This window comes from Fulvimonas yonginensis (assembly GCF_037137055.1).
Classification (GTDB): Bacteria; Pseudomonadota; Gammaproteobacteria; order Xanthomonadales; family Rhodanobacteraceae; genus Frateuria_A; species Frateuria_A yonginensis.
On the sequence record NZ_JBBBNY010000014.1, the window covers coordinates 16,416 to 29,764 of the forward strand.

12 protein-coding genes are annotated in these 13,349 nt (G+C 69.7%); 4 read left to right on the forward strand and 8 right to left on the reverse strand.

Going from position 1 to position 13,349, the window contains the following annotated elements:
- Positions 1–80: 80 nt before the first annotated feature.
- Entirely contained in the window at positions 81–2,759 is a 2,679-nt protein-coding gene (gene acnA / locus WAT24_RS14780) for an aconitate hydratase AcnA (RefSeq protein ID WP_336808676.1), read from the reverse strand.
- A gap of 248 nt (positions 2,760–3,007) precedes the next feature.
- Here acnA and WAT24_RS14785 point away from each other — a divergent pair, with 248 nt between their 5' ends.
- Complete coding sequence (locus WAT24_RS14785) at positions 3,008–3,913, forward strand: LysR family transcriptional regulator (RefSeq protein ID WP_336808677.1); 906 nt, start codon at positions 3,008–3,010, stop codon at positions 3,911–3,913.
- Positions 3,914–3,951: 38 nt separating this feature from the next.
- Here the strand turns inward: WAT24_RS14785 and hflD are convergent, their stop codons facing one another.
- The 3 genes from hflD to WAT24_RS14800 are packed head-to-tail and all read right to left on the reverse strand — an operon-like array spanning position 3,952 to position 6,195.
- Positions 3,952–4,575, reverse strand: coding sequence for a high frequency lysogenization protein HflD (hflD, locus tag WAT24_RS14790; protein ID WP_336808716.1), 624 nt, complete (start codon positions 4,573–4,575; stop codon positions 3,952–3,954).
- Between the two features lie 19 nt (positions 4,576–4,594).
- Positions 4,595–5,707: a tRNA 2-thiouridine(34) synthase MnmA gene (gene mnmA / locus WAT24_RS14795; RefSeq protein ID WP_336808678.1), complete on the reverse strand. Its 1,113-nt coding sequence runs from the start codon at positions 5,705–5,707 to the stop codon at positions 4,595–4,597.
- Entirely contained in the window at positions 5,704–6,195 is a 492-nt protein-coding gene (locus WAT24_RS14800) for an NUDIX hydrolase (protein ID WP_336808679.1), read from the reverse strand. Before WAT24_RS14800 ends, mnmA begins: the two co-directional genes overlap by 4 nt.
- 130 nt (positions 6,196–6,325) lie before the next feature.
- Here WAT24_RS14800 and clpS point away from each other — a divergent pair, with 130 nt between their 5' ends.
- On the forward strand, positions 6,326–6,652 hold the full coding sequence (gene clpS / locus WAT24_RS14805) for an ATP-dependent Clp protease adapter ClpS (RefSeq protein ID WP_336808680.1): 327 nt from the start codon (positions 6,326–6,328) through the stop codon (positions 6,650–6,652).
- Between the two features lie 62 nt (positions 6,653–6,714).
- On the forward strand, positions 6,715–8,985 hold the full coding sequence (clpA, locus tag WAT24_RS14810; protein ID WP_336808681.1) for an ATP-dependent Clp protease ATP-binding subunit ClpA: 2,271 nt from the start codon (positions 6,715–6,717) through the stop codon (positions 8,983–8,985).
- An 87-nt stretch (positions 8,986–9,072) separates the two neighbouring features.
- Here clpA and infA read toward each other — a convergent pair whose 3' ends face one another.
- Both infA and WAT24_RS14820 read right to left on the reverse strand, forming a co-directional pair.
- Positions 9,073–9,291, reverse strand: a complete 219-nt coding sequence (infA, locus tag WAT24_RS14815) for a translation initiation factor IF-1 (protein ID WP_019466733.1) — start codon at positions 9,289–9,291, stop codon at positions 9,073–9,075.
- Positions 9,292–9,373: 82 nt separating this feature from the next.
- Positions 9,374–9,658: a polyhydroxyalkanoic acid system family protein gene (locus tag WAT24_RS14820; protein WP_336808682.1), complete on the reverse strand. Its 285-nt coding sequence runs from the start codon at positions 9,656–9,658 to the stop codon at positions 9,374–9,376.
- A 98-nt stretch (positions 9,659–9,756) separates the two neighbouring features.
- Between WAT24_RS14820 and WAT24_RS14825 the strand changes: the two genes are divergently transcribed.
- Positions 9,757–10,527 carry an FHA domain-containing protein gene (locus tag WAT24_RS14825; protein WP_336808683.1) on the forward strand — a complete coding sequence of 257 codons (771 nt, stop codon included), beginning with the start codon at positions 9,757–9,759 and terminating at the stop codon, positions 10,525–10,527.
- 224 nt (positions 10,528–10,751) lie between these two features.
- On the opposite strand, the gene WAT24_RS14830 is transcribed toward WAT24_RS14825, so the two are convergent.
- Complete coding sequence (locus WAT24_RS14830; protein WP_336808684.1) at positions 10,752–12,347, reverse strand: ATP-dependent DNA ligase; 1,596 nt, start codon at positions 12,345–12,347, stop codon at positions 10,752–10,754.
- Positions 12,347–13,336, reverse strand: coding sequence for a ligase-associated DNA damage response exonuclease (locus WAT24_RS14835; RefSeq protein WP_336808685.1), 990 nt, complete (start codon positions 13,334–13,336; stop codon positions 12,347–12,349). Before WAT24_RS14835 ends, WAT24_RS14830 begins: the two co-directional genes overlap by 1 nt.
- Positions 13,337–13,349: the final 13 nt, after the last annotated feature.

Here is a 13,349-nt window from a genome sequence, read left to right on the forward strand (position 1 = left end):
GGCAAGCTTCCCCCTGCGGGGCAGCGCTGCGAGCAAAAAAGAAGGCCGCCCCGGTGGGCGGCCTTCTTCGGCGTCCGGACTCAGGCCGCCTTGCGGCCGGCCAGCTGGCGCAGCACGTATTGCAGGATGCCGCCGTGGCGGAAGAACTCGCGCTCTTTCGGCGTGAGCAGCATCACGTGCACGGCGAACTCCTTCTTCGAGCCGTCGGCCGTGGTCGCGATCACCCTGGCTTCCTTCGACTCGCCGCCCTGCAGGCCCAGGATCTCGATCGACTCCTTGCCGGTCAGCCCGAGCGACTGCGCGTTCTCGCCGTGCTTGAACTGCAGCGGCAGCACGCCCATGCCGACCAGGTTGGAGCGGTGGATGCGCTCGAAGCTCTCGGCGATCACCGCCTTCACGCCCAGCAGCAACGTGCCCTTGGCCGCCCAGTCGCGCGAGGAGCCGGTGCCGTATTCCTTGCCGGCGATGACCACCAGCGGCGTGCCCTCGGCCTTGTACTTCATCGCGGCATCGTAGATCGCCATCTGCTCGCCGCTGGGCACGTGCAGGGTATAGCCGCCTTCCACGCCGTTCAGCATGAGGTTCTTGATGCGGATGTTGGCGAAGGTGCCTCGCACCATCACGTCGTCGTTGCCGCGGCGCGAGCCGTAGGAGTTGAAGTCCTTCGGGTCGACGCCCTTGGAGATCAGGTAGCGGCCCGCCGGGCTGTCCTTCTTGATCGAGCCGGCCGGCGAGATGTGGTCGGTGGTGATCGAGTCGCCGAACAGGCCGAGCACGCGGGCGCCGTGGATGTCGTCGACCTGGCCCAGCTCCATCGTCATGCCGTCGAAGTAGGGCGGGTTCTTGATGTAGGTGGAATCCTCCCACTGGTACAGCGCGCCGTCGGGCGAGGCGATCTGGTTCCAGCGGCTGTCGCCCTTGAACACGTCGGCGTAATTCTTGGTGAACATGGCCGGGCTGATCGCGCCGGCGATGGTGTCGGAGATCTCCTGGTTGGTCGGCCAGATGTCCTTGAGGTAGACCGGTTGGCCGTCGCTGCCGGTGCCGATCGGGTCGCGGGTCAGGTCGATGTCCAGCGTGCCGGCCAGCGCGTAGGCGACCACCAGCGGCGGCGAGGCCAGGTAGTTCATCTTCACTTCCGGATGCACGCGGCCTTCGAAGTTGCGGTTGCCGGACAGTACCGAGGCCACCGCGAGGTCGCCCTGGGCGATGCCCTGGCTGATCTCCGCCGGCAGCGGGCCGGAGTTGCCGATGCAGGTGGTGCAGCCGTAGCCGACGATGTAGAAGCCGACCTTCTCCAGCTCCTTCAGCAGGCCGGTCTTCTCGAAGTAGTCGGTGACCACCAGCGAACCCGGGCCGATCGAGGTCTTGACCCACGGCTTGGCCCTCAGGCCCTTGGCCGCCGCCTTCTTGGCGAGCAGTCCGGCACCCAGCATCACTGCCGGGTTGGAGGTGTTGGTGCAGGAGGTGATCGCGGCGATCACCACCGAACCGTCCTTCAGGGTGAAGCTCTGGCCGTCCTTGGTCACCTGCGCGCTGCCGCCGCCGGCCTTGCGGTTGGCGGTGAGCGGGCCGACCGCGTCGTGGAAGCTCTGCGCGACGCCTTCCAGCAGCACGCGGTCCTGCGGGCGCTTGGGCCCGGCCAGCGAGGGGCGTACGTCGGCCAGATCAAGTTCCAGCGTGGTGCTGAACTCGGGCTGCGGGGTGTTTTCGTCGTGCCACAGGCCCTGCGCCTTGGCATAGGCCTCGACCAGCGCGATCTGCGCCTCGTCGCGGCCGGACAGGCGCAGGTAGTTGATCGCTTCCTGGTCGACCGGGAAGATGCCGCAGGTCGCGCCGTATTCCGGTGCCATGTTGCCGATCGTGGCGCGGTCGGCCAGCGCCAGGTGCTTCAGGCCCGGGCCGAAGAACTCCACGAACTTGCCGACCACGCCGAGCTTGCGCAGCATCTGGGTGACGGTCAGCACCAGGTCGGTGGCGGTGACCCCTTCGGACAGCTTGCCGGTCAGCCTGAAGCCGACCACCTGCGGGATCAGCATCGAGGACGCCTGGCCCAGCATCGCCGCTTCCGCCTCGATGCCGCCCACGCCCCAGCCCAGCACGCCCACGCCGTTGATCATGGTGGTGTGCGAGTCGGTGCCGAACACGGTGTCCGGATAGGCCCACAGCTGACCGTCCTTCTCCGCGGTGAACACCACGCGGGCCAGGTGCTCGAGGTTCACCTGGTGCACGATGCCGGTGCGCGGCGGCACGACCTTGAAGTTGTTGAACGCCTTCTGGCCCCAGCGCAGGAACGAGTAGCGCTGGTGGTTGCGCTCGAACTCGATTTCCACGTTCCTGTCGACCGCCGCGGGCGAGTCGTAGGTATCCACCTGCACCGAGTGGTCGATCACCAGCTCGGCCGGCGCCAGCGGGTTGATCTGGGTGGCGTCGCCACCGAGCTTGACCACCGCGTCGCGCATCGCCGCCAGGTCCACCACGCAGGGCACGCCAGTGAAGTCCTGCAGCAGCACGCGTGCCGGCATGAAGGCGATCTCGGTGTCCGGCTCGGCCTTGGCGTCCCAGTGGGCGACCGCCAGGATCTCCTTGTCGGTCACGTTCACGCCGTCCTCGTGACGCAGCAGGTTCTCCAGCAGGATCTTCATCGAGTAGGGCAGGCGCTTGAGGTCGAAGCGCTCGCCGAACTTGGCGAGGCTGGCGTAGGCGTAGCGCCGGCCGTTGACCTCGAGGCTGTCGCGGACGTTGAACGTGTCTTTCATGACGAAACTCCTGGCTGAAGCTTTTTGGACGGCAAAGCGGGTGGGGCGCCGGTCTTGCCCTGCGCAAAGATCCCGATTATCGCAAATCCGGCCCGCACGCGGGCCGGGGCGCGTGGCCGCCACGCCCGGCAAAGCGGTCGGGGCAGCTAGAATCGGCCCGCTGGGGAGCGACGGCGATGCTGCTGTCGCGCATAGCTTGCGACGGCCGAAGCCGGCGCACAAACGCATTTGGTGGCAGGCTGCATTCGATGATTTCGACGGCGCTCTCGGCGGTATCGCTGCGCGACCTGGCGCTGGTGCAGGCCGTGCACCGGCACGGCAGCTTCAACAGCGCGGCGCGCGCCATGCACATCAGCCCGTCGGGGCTGTCGCACCAGGTGCAGAAGGTGGAGCAGGCGCTCGGCGCACCGTTGTTCGAGCGCGGCGGGCGGCGGGTCGTGCCCACGGCGGGCGGGCAGCGGCTGCTGGAGCGGATCGAGGCGGTGCTGGCCGCCGCCGAACACCTGCAGCAGGCGGCCCGCGCCGGCAGTGTCGCGTTCGGCGGCGAACTGCGCCTGGGCGTGCCGGCCTCGCTCGGGCCCTACCTGCTGCCGCACCTGATCGAACCGTTCCCGCAGCATTTTCCGGCGGCACGGCTGAGCCTGTCCGAAGGCAAGCCGCGCGGCCTGCTGCGCCGCCTGCACGAGGGTGAGCTGGATGCCGTGCTGGCACCCCCGGCCAACGTGGCCAGCGGCATCGCGGCGCGGCCGCTGTTCTCCGAGCCGTGGCAGGTCATGTTTCGCGCCGACCACCCGCTGGCCGGGCGGACCAGCGTGTCGCTGGCCGAGCTCGACCAGGCGGAGGCCACGCTGATGGCCGAGAGCCACCCGGACGGCATCGACGGTCAGGGCGGCCACGTGCAGGACGTCAGCCTCGAGAGCCTGGCGGCGCTGGTCGGCCTGCGCGGTGGCTACGCGCTGGTGCCGGCGCTGGCGCGCGAGCGGCTGGCCTCGATGCCCGAGCTGACCCTGGCCGGCCTCCGCGATGCCGCTCCCGGGCGCGAGATCTCGCTCTACTGGCGCGAAGCGTCACCCTGGCACACCGACATCCAGGCCTTTGCCGATCTGCTGCGCCGGGTGGCACGACAGCGGCCCGGTTTGCGGGTCGCTCCGTAGCGCACCTCGAGATAGGCAGGGAAAACGCCTCCGCCCGCTCAGCCGTTGTCCAGCATCGCCCCGGTCAACAGGCCGCGCGCCAGCATGCTGCACTGGCGACGGCTGACGATGATCTGCCATTGCCGTCCGCCCACCTGCCGCCACAGCACCGCCGAACGCACGGCGGCGAGCAGGCTGACGCGCACCTTCTCGACGACCGCCGGCTGCTGCAGGAACTGCGGGTGGCCGCTGACCATCACGCGCGGGCTCAGGATCGACAGGGTAGAGGCGTACAGGTCGGCCAGGCGCCGGGTCACCTGTGGCGAATCCTGGCCGAAATGCGCCACCTGTCGCTTGGCCGCGATGATGCCTTCCTGCAGGGTGGTGCCGAGCTCGCTGCGCCGGGCCAGGCTGCGTTCCAGCCGCATCACGGTCACCGCCATGCGGGTCAGCGCCATGTCGCGGCTGCCGTCATCGAGTTGGCCGATCAGGGCGCGCAGGCCCAGCCGCACGCCACCCACGCCGCCGTAGACGGCCGCCACCGAGGGCGCGTCGATGCGGAACACGCTCGCCACGCTGGCTTCCATTGCGGTCTCGTCGCAGCGGCCCTGGTTGGCCAACTGCTGGGCCAGGCTCACCGCCTGGAACAGGCCGGCCAGCGCGAGCACGCGCGGTTCGTTCATGGCGAGGGCGTCGAACACGTCAGGATCCTGCGATGGTGGCGGGGAGGCCGCCGAACGGGGCGTCGGTGGCGGCGATCACGGCGCCTCCCAGGCAGGCCTCGCCGTCGTAGAACACGACCGACTGGCCGGGCGTCACCGCCCGCTGCGAGTCGTCGAAGCGCACCTCCACGCGGTCGCCGGCGACGTGCACCTCGCAGGCCTGGTCGGCCTGCCGATAGCGCGTCTTGGCGGTGCAGCGGAAGCGCGCCGCGGGTGGCTCGCCGGCGACCCAGGCCGGCGTCTCGGCGACCAGCCGGGTCGACTGCAGCCAGCGGTTCTCGCCGCCCTGCGCCACGTAGAGCACGTTGGCGGCCACGTCCTTGCCGACCACGTACCAGGGCTCGCTGCCCAGGCCCTGGCGCCCGCCGATGCCGAGCCCGCCGCGCTGGCCCAGCGTGTAGTACATGGAGCCCTGGTGCTCGCCGACCAAGGCCCCTTCCGGGGTAAGCATCTGGCCGGGGCGGGCCGGGATGTAACGGGCCAGGAAACTGCGGAAGTCGCGCTCGCCGATGAAGCAGATCCCGGTTGAGTCCTTTTTGGCATGGGTGGGCAGCCCGGCGGCACGCGCCAGCTCGCGCACCTGGGCCTTTTCGAGCCCGCCGACCGGGAACAGGGTGGCGGCCAGCTGCTCCTGGCCCAGCGCATGCAGGAAGTAGGTCTGGTCCTTGGCCGCGTCCGCGGCGCGCAGCAGGCGGTAGCGGCCGTCGCGGCAATCGATGCGGGCGTAATGGCCGGTGGCGATCTTGTCGGCGCCCAGCGCGCGGGCTTCGTCCAGGAACGTCCTGAACTTGATCTGGCGATTGCACAGCACGTCGGGATTGGGCGTGCGGCCGGCGCGATACTCGGCCAGGAAGTGCTCGAACACGCCGTCCCAGTACTCGACGGCGAAGTTGCGCGCGTGGAAGGGGATGCCCAGGCGCCCGCACACGGCCACCGCGTCCTTGCGGTCGGCATCCGCGGTGCAGGGACCGTAGCGTTCGTCCTCTTCCCAGTTCTGCATGAACAGGCCTTCGACCGCGTGGCCGGCCTGGAGCAGCAGCAGTGCCGCGACGGAGGAGTCCACCCCGCCGGAGACGCCCAGCATCACCTTCATGGCCGCGGCCGCTCCGCAAGCAGGCTCGACAGCGCCTCCAGCGGCAGGCGCCGCCCGCCCAGCCAGGCATCGATGCTGAGCAGTACCATCGGGCTGCGCAGGCGTTCGCCGAGGCCGGCGATTTCGCCACGGGTCAGCCACAGCGCGCGGCGGATGCCGCGGTCGAGCGGTCGCTGCGCGTCGTGCGACAGCGCGCGCGCCGAGAAGCTGAAGCGCACCACGCCTTCGCCGTGCTCGGTGCTGCGCCACTGGTGCACGCCCAGGAAGTGCTCCGGCTCGATCGTCCAGCCGGTTTCCTCCAGCGTCTCGCGCACCGCCGCCTGGAGCAGGCTTTCGCCATCGTCCAGGTGGCCGGCCGGCTGGTTGTAGACGAGCCGGCCGTCGATCTCTTCCTCGACCATCAGGTAGCGCTCGCCCCGCACCACCACGCAGGCGACGGTGACGCGCGGGCGCCAGGGGGCGGCGGGGGCGGTGGCAGGATCGGACATCGGCAAGGGCTGGGGATGGAAAAGCGGCATTGTGCCATCACCTAAACGAGGCGCAGCTTCCACGATGCCGCGACCAGGGTTGCATCCGGCGCGGCGTATACTGCGTACCAGCAACAAGCACTCACCGAACATGGCCCACGAACCCGAACACGACCCCGGCAGCGGACACGGCCTGGCCGTCGAAACCAGCCGCCCAGAACTGGCGCGGCCGCCGCTCTTTCAAGTTGTGCTGCTAAATGACGATTTCACTCCCATGGACTTCGTGGTGGAGGTACTTCGTGGCTTCTTCGGCATGGACCAGGAGCGTGCGGTGCAGGTGATGCTGCACGTGCATACCCGCGGCAAGGGTGTGTGCGGCGTGTTCACCCGCGAGGTGGCCGAGACCAAGGTCACCCAGGTCAACGAGTATTCACGGACTCATCAGCACCCTCTGTTGTGCACTATGGAAAAGCTGTGAGCGGCCCCACCTTGTAGCCATCGCGGCATAGCCGCCCTGCATACCCAGCGGAGAAGGTCCGGATGTTCAGCAAGGATCTCGAAGTCACCATCGGGCATTGCTACAAGCAGGCCCGCGAGCAGCGCCACGAATTCATGACCGTGGAGCACCTGTTGCTCGCCCTCACCGAAAACCAGTCCGCGCTGGGCGCCCTGCGTGCCTGCGGCGCGGACCTGCCGCGGTTGTCGGCCGAACTCGAGCGCATCATCGCCGAGACCGTGCCGGTGCTGCCGCACGGGGACGAGCGCGACACCCAGCCGACGCTCGGCTTCCAGCGCGTGCTGCAGCGGGCGGTCTACCACGTGCAGTCCTCCGGCCGTAAGGAGGTCACCGGCGCCAACGTGCTGGTGGCGATCTTCGGCGAAAAGGACTCGCACGCCGTCTACTTCCTGCATCAGCAGGAGATCACGCGCCTGGACGTGGTCAACTACATCTCGCACGGCATCGCCAAGATCGGCGACGAACCGAGCACCGGCATGCCCGGCAGCGAGCGCGAGGGCGAAGAGGGCGGCGACAGCAAGGGCAACCCGCTCAGCGAGTACGCCACCAACCTCAACGAGCTGGCCCTGGAGGGCAAGATCGATCCGCTGATCGGTCGCCAGGACGAGATCGAGCGCACCATCCAGGTGCTCTGCCGTCGTCGCAAGAACAACCCGCTCTACGTAGGCGAGGCCGGCGTGGGCAAGACCGCGCTGGCCGAGGGCCTGGCCAAGCGCATCGTCGAGGGCGAGGTGCCCGAGGTGCTGGAAAACGCCGTGATCTGGTCGCTGGATCTCGGCGCCCTGGTCGCCGGTACCAAGTACCGCGGTGATTTCGAGAAGCGCCTGAAGGCGGTGATCACCCAGCTGAAGAAGCAGACGGGCGCGATCCTGTTCATCGACGAGATCCACACCATCATTGGAGCCGGCTCCGCCTCGGGCGGCACCATGGATGCCTCCAACCTGATCAAGCCGATGCTGGCCTCGGGCGAACTGCGCTGCATCGGTTCGACCACCTTCCAGGAGTTCCGTGGCATCTTCGAGAAGGACCGCGCGCTGGCCCGCCGCTTCCAGAAGATCGACGTGGTCGAGCCGTCGGTGGCCGACAGCATCGAGATCCTCAAGGGGCTGAAGAGCCGCTTCGAGGAGCACCACAACGTCGCCTACACCAACGAGGCGCTGAAGGCCGCGGTGGACCTGTCGGTCAAGCACATTCCCGACCGCCTGCTGCCGGACAAGGCCATCGACGTCATCGACGAGGCCGGCGCGCGCCAGCGCCTGCTGCCCGAGGACCAGCGCAAGGGCACCATCGACGTGCCGGAGGTCGAGTACATCGTGGCCAAGATGGCGCGCATTCCGGCCAAGCAGGTGTCGGCGTCCGACCGCGACGTGCTGCGCAACCTCGAGCGCAACCTCAAGATGGTGGTGTTCGGGCAGGACCAGGCGATCGAGGCACTCGCCGCGTCGATCAAGATGGCCCGCTCGGGCCTGGCCGACCCGACCAAGCCGATCGGCAGCTTCCTGCTGGCCGGTCCGACCGGCGTCGGCAAGACCGAGGTGACCAAGCAGCTGGCGCTGCAACTGGGCATCGAGATGATCCGCTTCGACATGTCCGAGTACATGGAAGCGCACTCGGTGTCGCGCCTGGTCGGCGCGCCTCCGGGTTATGTCGGCTTCGACCAGGGCGGCCTGCTCACCGAGGCGGTGACCAAGCACCCGCACGCCGTGCTGCTGCTGGACGAGATCGAGAAGGCGCACCCGGACGTGTTCAACATCCTGCTGCAGGTGATGGACCGCGGCGTGCTGACCGACACCAACGGGCGCGAGGCGAACTTCAAGAACGTCATCCTGGTGATGACCACCAACGCCGGCGCGCAGCAGGCCTCGCGACGGAGCATCGGCTTCGTCAAGCAGGACCATGCGACCGACGCCATGGAGGTGATCCGCAAGATGTTCACGCCGGAGTTCCGCAACCGTCTGGATGCGGTGATCCAGTTCCACCCGCTGGACTTCGAGCACATCCTGCGCGTGGTCGACAAGTTCCTGATCGAGCTGGAGGCCCAGCTGGCCGACAAGCACGTCGCGCTGGACGTGAGCGCCGACGCCCGCCGCTGGCTGGCCGAGCACGGCTTCGACCCGCAGATGGGCGCGCGGCCGATGGCCCGCGTCATCCAGGAGAAGGTCAAGCGGGCGCTGGCCGACGAGCTGCTGTTCGGCAAGCTGGCGGACGGGGGCAAGGTGAGCCTGAGCGTGCGTGACGGCGAGCTGCAGGTGGACACCGAGGCGGCGGAGAAGCTGCCGGCCGTGGTCGGGTGACGAAGGCCGCCCTGCCGGGAGCGCAGGGCGGTTCCCGGGCACGAAAAAGGCCGCGCGTTGCGCGGCCTTCTTTCGTGTATCCGGGTGTTACTTCATGCGGTAGGTGATCCGCCCCTTGGTCAGGTCGTAGGGCGTCATTTCCACCTTGACCTTGTCTCCGGTGAGGATGCGGATGTAATGCTTGCGCATGCGGCCGGAAATGTGGGCGGTGATCACGTGCCCGTTCTCCAGCTGCACGCGGAACATGGTGTTGGGCAGGGTCTCCTGGACCGTGCCTTCCATTTCGATGACGTCGTCTTTGGCCATGCGTTCCGGTGTGTAGGGCCCGGCCGTGGCGGCCGCGTAAGCGACCAAGTATGCCACGTCCTCGCGCCCGATCAAAGAATGCTCAGGCGGCCCCGCCGAAATACTCGTCCAGCTTGCGCCGGATTTCCTGCTCCACCATGCCCTTGAGCGGCGCCAGCATCAGGCCGAGCTCGGCGGTGACGTGGACCGCCTCGGGCGCCACCGCGATGGCGCCGTTCACGCCGGGGCGGGAGAAGCGCAGCGTATTGCCCTGCCACTGGCTCTGCATGTCGAACTTCTCGCGCATGCGGGCGGCAACCTTGTCGACGACGGCGCGGGCCTGGTCCTGCGGCAGGGTATGCGGACGGCGGATGTCGATCTTGGGCATGGCGGCACTCCGTGGCGGGACCCTCCATCTTACGCGGCTACCGCCTAGGCGGGTGCCCGCATCTGCTAGAGTCCCGACGTTCCACGACCGGTCCACAGATGCGCATCGAGTTCCCCAATTCGGCTCGCGAGGCATTTGCCTGGGCGCACCCCACGCTGCGCATCGGCAGCGCGGCGGACAACGACCTGGTGGTGTCCGCCCAGCAGGGCGCGGCGCGTCACCTGCGCATCGTGCAGGACCGGCGCGGCTGGGTGCTGGATGTGCTGCCGGGGGCTGGACGCGTCTACGTCAACGCGCGCCCCGTGCGCGAACGCGCATTGCTGCGTGCCGGCGACATCCTCAGCCTGGGTGATTGCCGCATGCTGCTGTGCGCGGACGAGCCGCCCGCTGCGCGCGCGCCGCTGACGCGCTCCGACGGCAGCGACTGCACCACGGCGCTGCGCGCGGTGGCCGGGCCGCTGTCGGGGCGCGTGTTCCCGCTGCGCGAGCGGCTGACTTTCGGTGGCCCGCGTGGCGACCAGCCGCTGGAGCTGCCGCAGGCGGGCTCGGCCACGCTGACCCTCTTCTGGCGGGACGGCGAGCTGCGCGTGGCGGCCGGGCCGACCCCGGCACGCTACCCGCTGCGCCTCAACGGCTGGGCAGTGGAAGAGGCGGCGTTGCGCCCGGGCGACCAGCTGGGCATCGCCATGCACCGCTTCGTCGTCGACGCGCCGGGCCTGTCGCCGTCTCCTTCGGGCACGCCGCCCGCATCCGCTCCGGAGCGGCTCCCGGAGGACGAAGCCGGCCCGCGCGGCGAGGTGTGGTGGCTGATCGCCACCGCCGCCGTGCTCGCGCTCTGCATCGCGCTGATCCTGCTCGTGCGTTTCTGAGCGGGCATTGGCTCGCCGTGGCGGCGGGCCTGCTTGCGGGGCGCTGGTCTCCGGGGGGCGACACAAGGAGCATCGCGAGCACGCTCGCCCCTACGGCGGGGCGCGGCTGTGGGCATTGCGGGCGGCGGCCCGCCCGATCGCCCTGCCGGTTCGCGATTCCGGGCGCCGCACGCCGTCGACACTCCCGCGTAGGAGCGACTAACTCGCGATGCCTCTCGCCCGGCTCATCCCCCGGCCAGGCGCCGCAGGTCGTCCAGCCGGTCGGCATCGCGGATGGCCAGGTCGCGACGCCAGCGCAGGATGCGCGGAAAGCGCACGGCCACGCCGGACTTGTGCCGGCCGGAGCGCTGGATCGCCTCGTAGGCCAGCTCGAACACGTGCACCGGCTCGACCGAGCGCACCGGGCCGAAGCGCTCGAGCGTGTGCGTGCGGATCCATGCATCGAGCTCGCCGATCTCGGCATCGTCCAGCCCCGAGTACGCCTTGGCCACCGGCACCAGGTGGCCGCGGTCCCACACACCGAAGGTGTAGTCGGTGAACAGGCCGGCGCGTCGGCCGTGGCCGGACTGGGCATAGATCAGCACCGCATCCAGGGTGTAGGGGTCGACCTTCCATTTCCACCAGTCGCCACGCTTGCGCCCGACCCGGTAGGGCGAATCCAGGCGCTTGAGCATCAGGCCTTCAGTGCGGCGCTCGCGCGAACTCCCGCGCAACTGTGCGAGGCCGGCCCAGTCCGCGGCGTCGGCGGAGGGTGAGAGCAGGAGCTCGCGAGGTGCGTCCGCCAGCAGGGCGGCGAGGCGCGCGCGTCGCTCGTGCAGGGGCCGTTCGCGCAGGTCCGTGCCCTCGAACTCCAGCAGGTCGTAGGCCATGAAGCGCACCGGGGTCTCGGCCAGCAGCTTCGGACCCGGCTTGAGCTTGCCGATGCGCTTTTGGAGCGCGGTAAACGGCCGCGGCGCCCCGGCCGCGTCGTCCCAGGCGAGAATCTCGCCGTCGAGCACGCAGCCGGCGGGCAACCCACAGGCGGCCCGTTCGATTTCCGGAAACCGCCCGTCGAGCCGCTCCTCGCCGCGCGACCACAGCCGCGCTTCCGCGCCCCGGCGCATCAGTTGGGCGCGGATGCCGTCCCATTTCCACTCGGCCAGCCACTCGCTGCGCTCGCCCAGGCTCTCCACCGGCACCTCCAGCGGCGATGCCAGGAAGAACGGGTAGGGACGATGCTCGCGGTGGGCGTCGTCCTCGGCCGGCCGGGTCAGCGCGGCGAGCGAGGGGGCGCTGGGCGTCCAGTCGCCGCTGAGCCGGTGGGCGATCAGGTCGGTGGGCAACTGCGACCACAGCGCCAGCGCCTGCACCACCAGTCGCTGCGATACCCCTACGCGCAGCGCGCCGGTGATCAGCTTGTTGAGCAGGAACACCTCGTCGCCGGGCAGCGTGCGCCACCACGCCTGCAGCTGCTCCACGCGCCCGGCCGGGTCGAGCCGGGCGAGCGTCGGCAGGCGCTCCTGCATCCAGGCGTGCAGCGGCACGTCGTCGCCCGGCTCCGTGGCAGGTGGCAGCAGCAGCGCGATCGCTTCGGCCAGATCGCCGACGTGCGCGTAGCTCTCGTCGATCAGCCAGTCGCGCAGGCCGGTCGCCTGCTGCGTGGCCTGGCGCAGTTCGGTCACGCTCGCCAGCCGGCGCAGCTTGCCGCCGCCCAGCACGTAGACGGCCCATGCCGCGTCGGCCGGCGGCGCGTCGTGCAGGTAGGCGGCGATGGCGTCGCGCTTGGCCGAGGTCGCACTGGTACGGTCGAGCGCGGCGTAGAGCGCGGCGAAGCGGCGCATCAGCCGGCCTCCAGCACGGCCAGTGGCTGGGCGTCGTAGCCCTGCTCGCGCAGGTAGCGCACCAGGACATCGCCGTCGCCGTGGGTGACGTAGACGCGCTTGGCGCCGCTCTGCGCGACCGTGCGCAACAGGCCGCCCCAGTCCGCGTGATCGGAGACCACGAAGCCGCGGTCGAACCCGCGCCGGCGACGGTTGCCGCGGATCCGCATCCAGCCGGACGCGAACGCGGTCGAGGCATTGGGAAAACGCCGCATCCAGGGCGAGCCGGCGGCGTACGGCGGCGCAAGGACCAGCTCCCCGGCGAGCGCCGCGCCGCGCGCGTCTTCCGCCAGCGGCCGCGTGGGCGGCATCGCCACGCCCGCTTCCCGGTAAAGCTCGACCAGGCGCAGCATCGCGCCGTGCAGGTACACCAGCCGATCGACGCGCGAAGCCATCTCGGCGAGCAGGCGCTGCGCCTTGCCCAGCGCATAGCAGAACAGCACGGCCGGAACCCGGCGCCGCGCGCAGTCGTCCCACCAGGCGAGCAGTTCGTCGAGCACCTGCGCCATCGGCGGCCAGCGGTACACCGGCCACGCGAAGGTCGATTCGGTAACGAACACGTCGCACGGCACCGGCTCGAACGGAGCGCAGGTGGGGTCCGGTTCGCGCTTGTAGTCACCCGAGACGACCGCCACCCGACCTTCGTGTTCCATCCGCACCTGGGCCGAACCCAGCATGTGGCCGGAGGGATGCAGCGACACCCTCACCTCGCCCAACAAGAACGGTTGGCCGTAGTCGTAGGCCTCGATCGCCGCCGGGTCGCCCAGCCGCTCGCGCATCAAGGCCAGGCCGGCGCGCGCCACGTGGTAGCGCGCGTTGCCCTGTCGCGCATGGTCGCCATGCGCATGCGTGACCACGGCCTGCGCCACCGGCTCGGCCGGATCGATGTAGAAGCCGCCGGCGGGGCAGTACAGGCCTTCCGGGCGGGGCTGGAGCAGCGGATCGCGCACGCGACGACGCTAA

Coding starts and splice junctions, on each gene's coding strand:
- acnA (WP_336808676.1), bottom strand. CDS start 2,759: ATGAAAGACACGTTCAACGTCCGCGACAGCCTCGAGGTCAACGGCCGG.
- WAT24_RS14785 (WP_336808677.1), top strand. CDS start 3,008: ATGATTTCGACGGCGCTCTCGGCGGTATCGCTGCGCGACCTGGCGCTG.
- hflD (WP_336808716.1), bottom strand. CDS start 4,575: ATGAACGAACCGCGCGTGCTCGCGCTGGCCGGCCTGTTCCAGGCGGTG.
- mnmA (WP_336808678.1), bottom strand. CDS start 5,707: ATGAAGGTGATGCTGGGCGTCTCCGGCGGGGTGGACTCCTCCGTCGCG.
- WAT24_RS14800 (WP_336808679.1), bottom strand. CDS start 6,195: ATGTCCGATCCTGCCACCGCCCCCGCCGCCCCCTGGCGCCCGCGCGTC.
- clpS (WP_336808680.1), top strand. CDS start 6,326: ATGGCCCACGAACCCGAACACGACCCCGGCAGCGGACACGGCCTGGCC.
- clpA (WP_336808681.1), top strand. CDS start 6,715: ATGTTCAGCAAGGATCTCGAAGTCACCATCGGGCATTGCTACAAGCAG.
- infA (WP_019466733.1), bottom strand. CDS start 9,291: ATGGCCAAAGACGACGTCATCGAAATGGAAGGCACGGTCCAGGAGACC.
- WAT24_RS14820 (WP_336808682.1), bottom strand. CDS start 9,658: ATGCCCAAGATCGACATCCGCCGTCCGCATACCCTGCCGCAGGACCAG.
- WAT24_RS14825 (WP_336808683.1), top strand. CDS start 9,757: ATGCGCATCGAGTTCCCCAATTCGGCTCGCGAGGCATTTGCCTGGGCG.
- WAT24_RS14830 (WP_336808684.1), bottom strand. CDS start 12,347: ATGCGCCGCTTCGCCGCGCTCTACGCCGCGCTCGACCGTACCAGTGCG.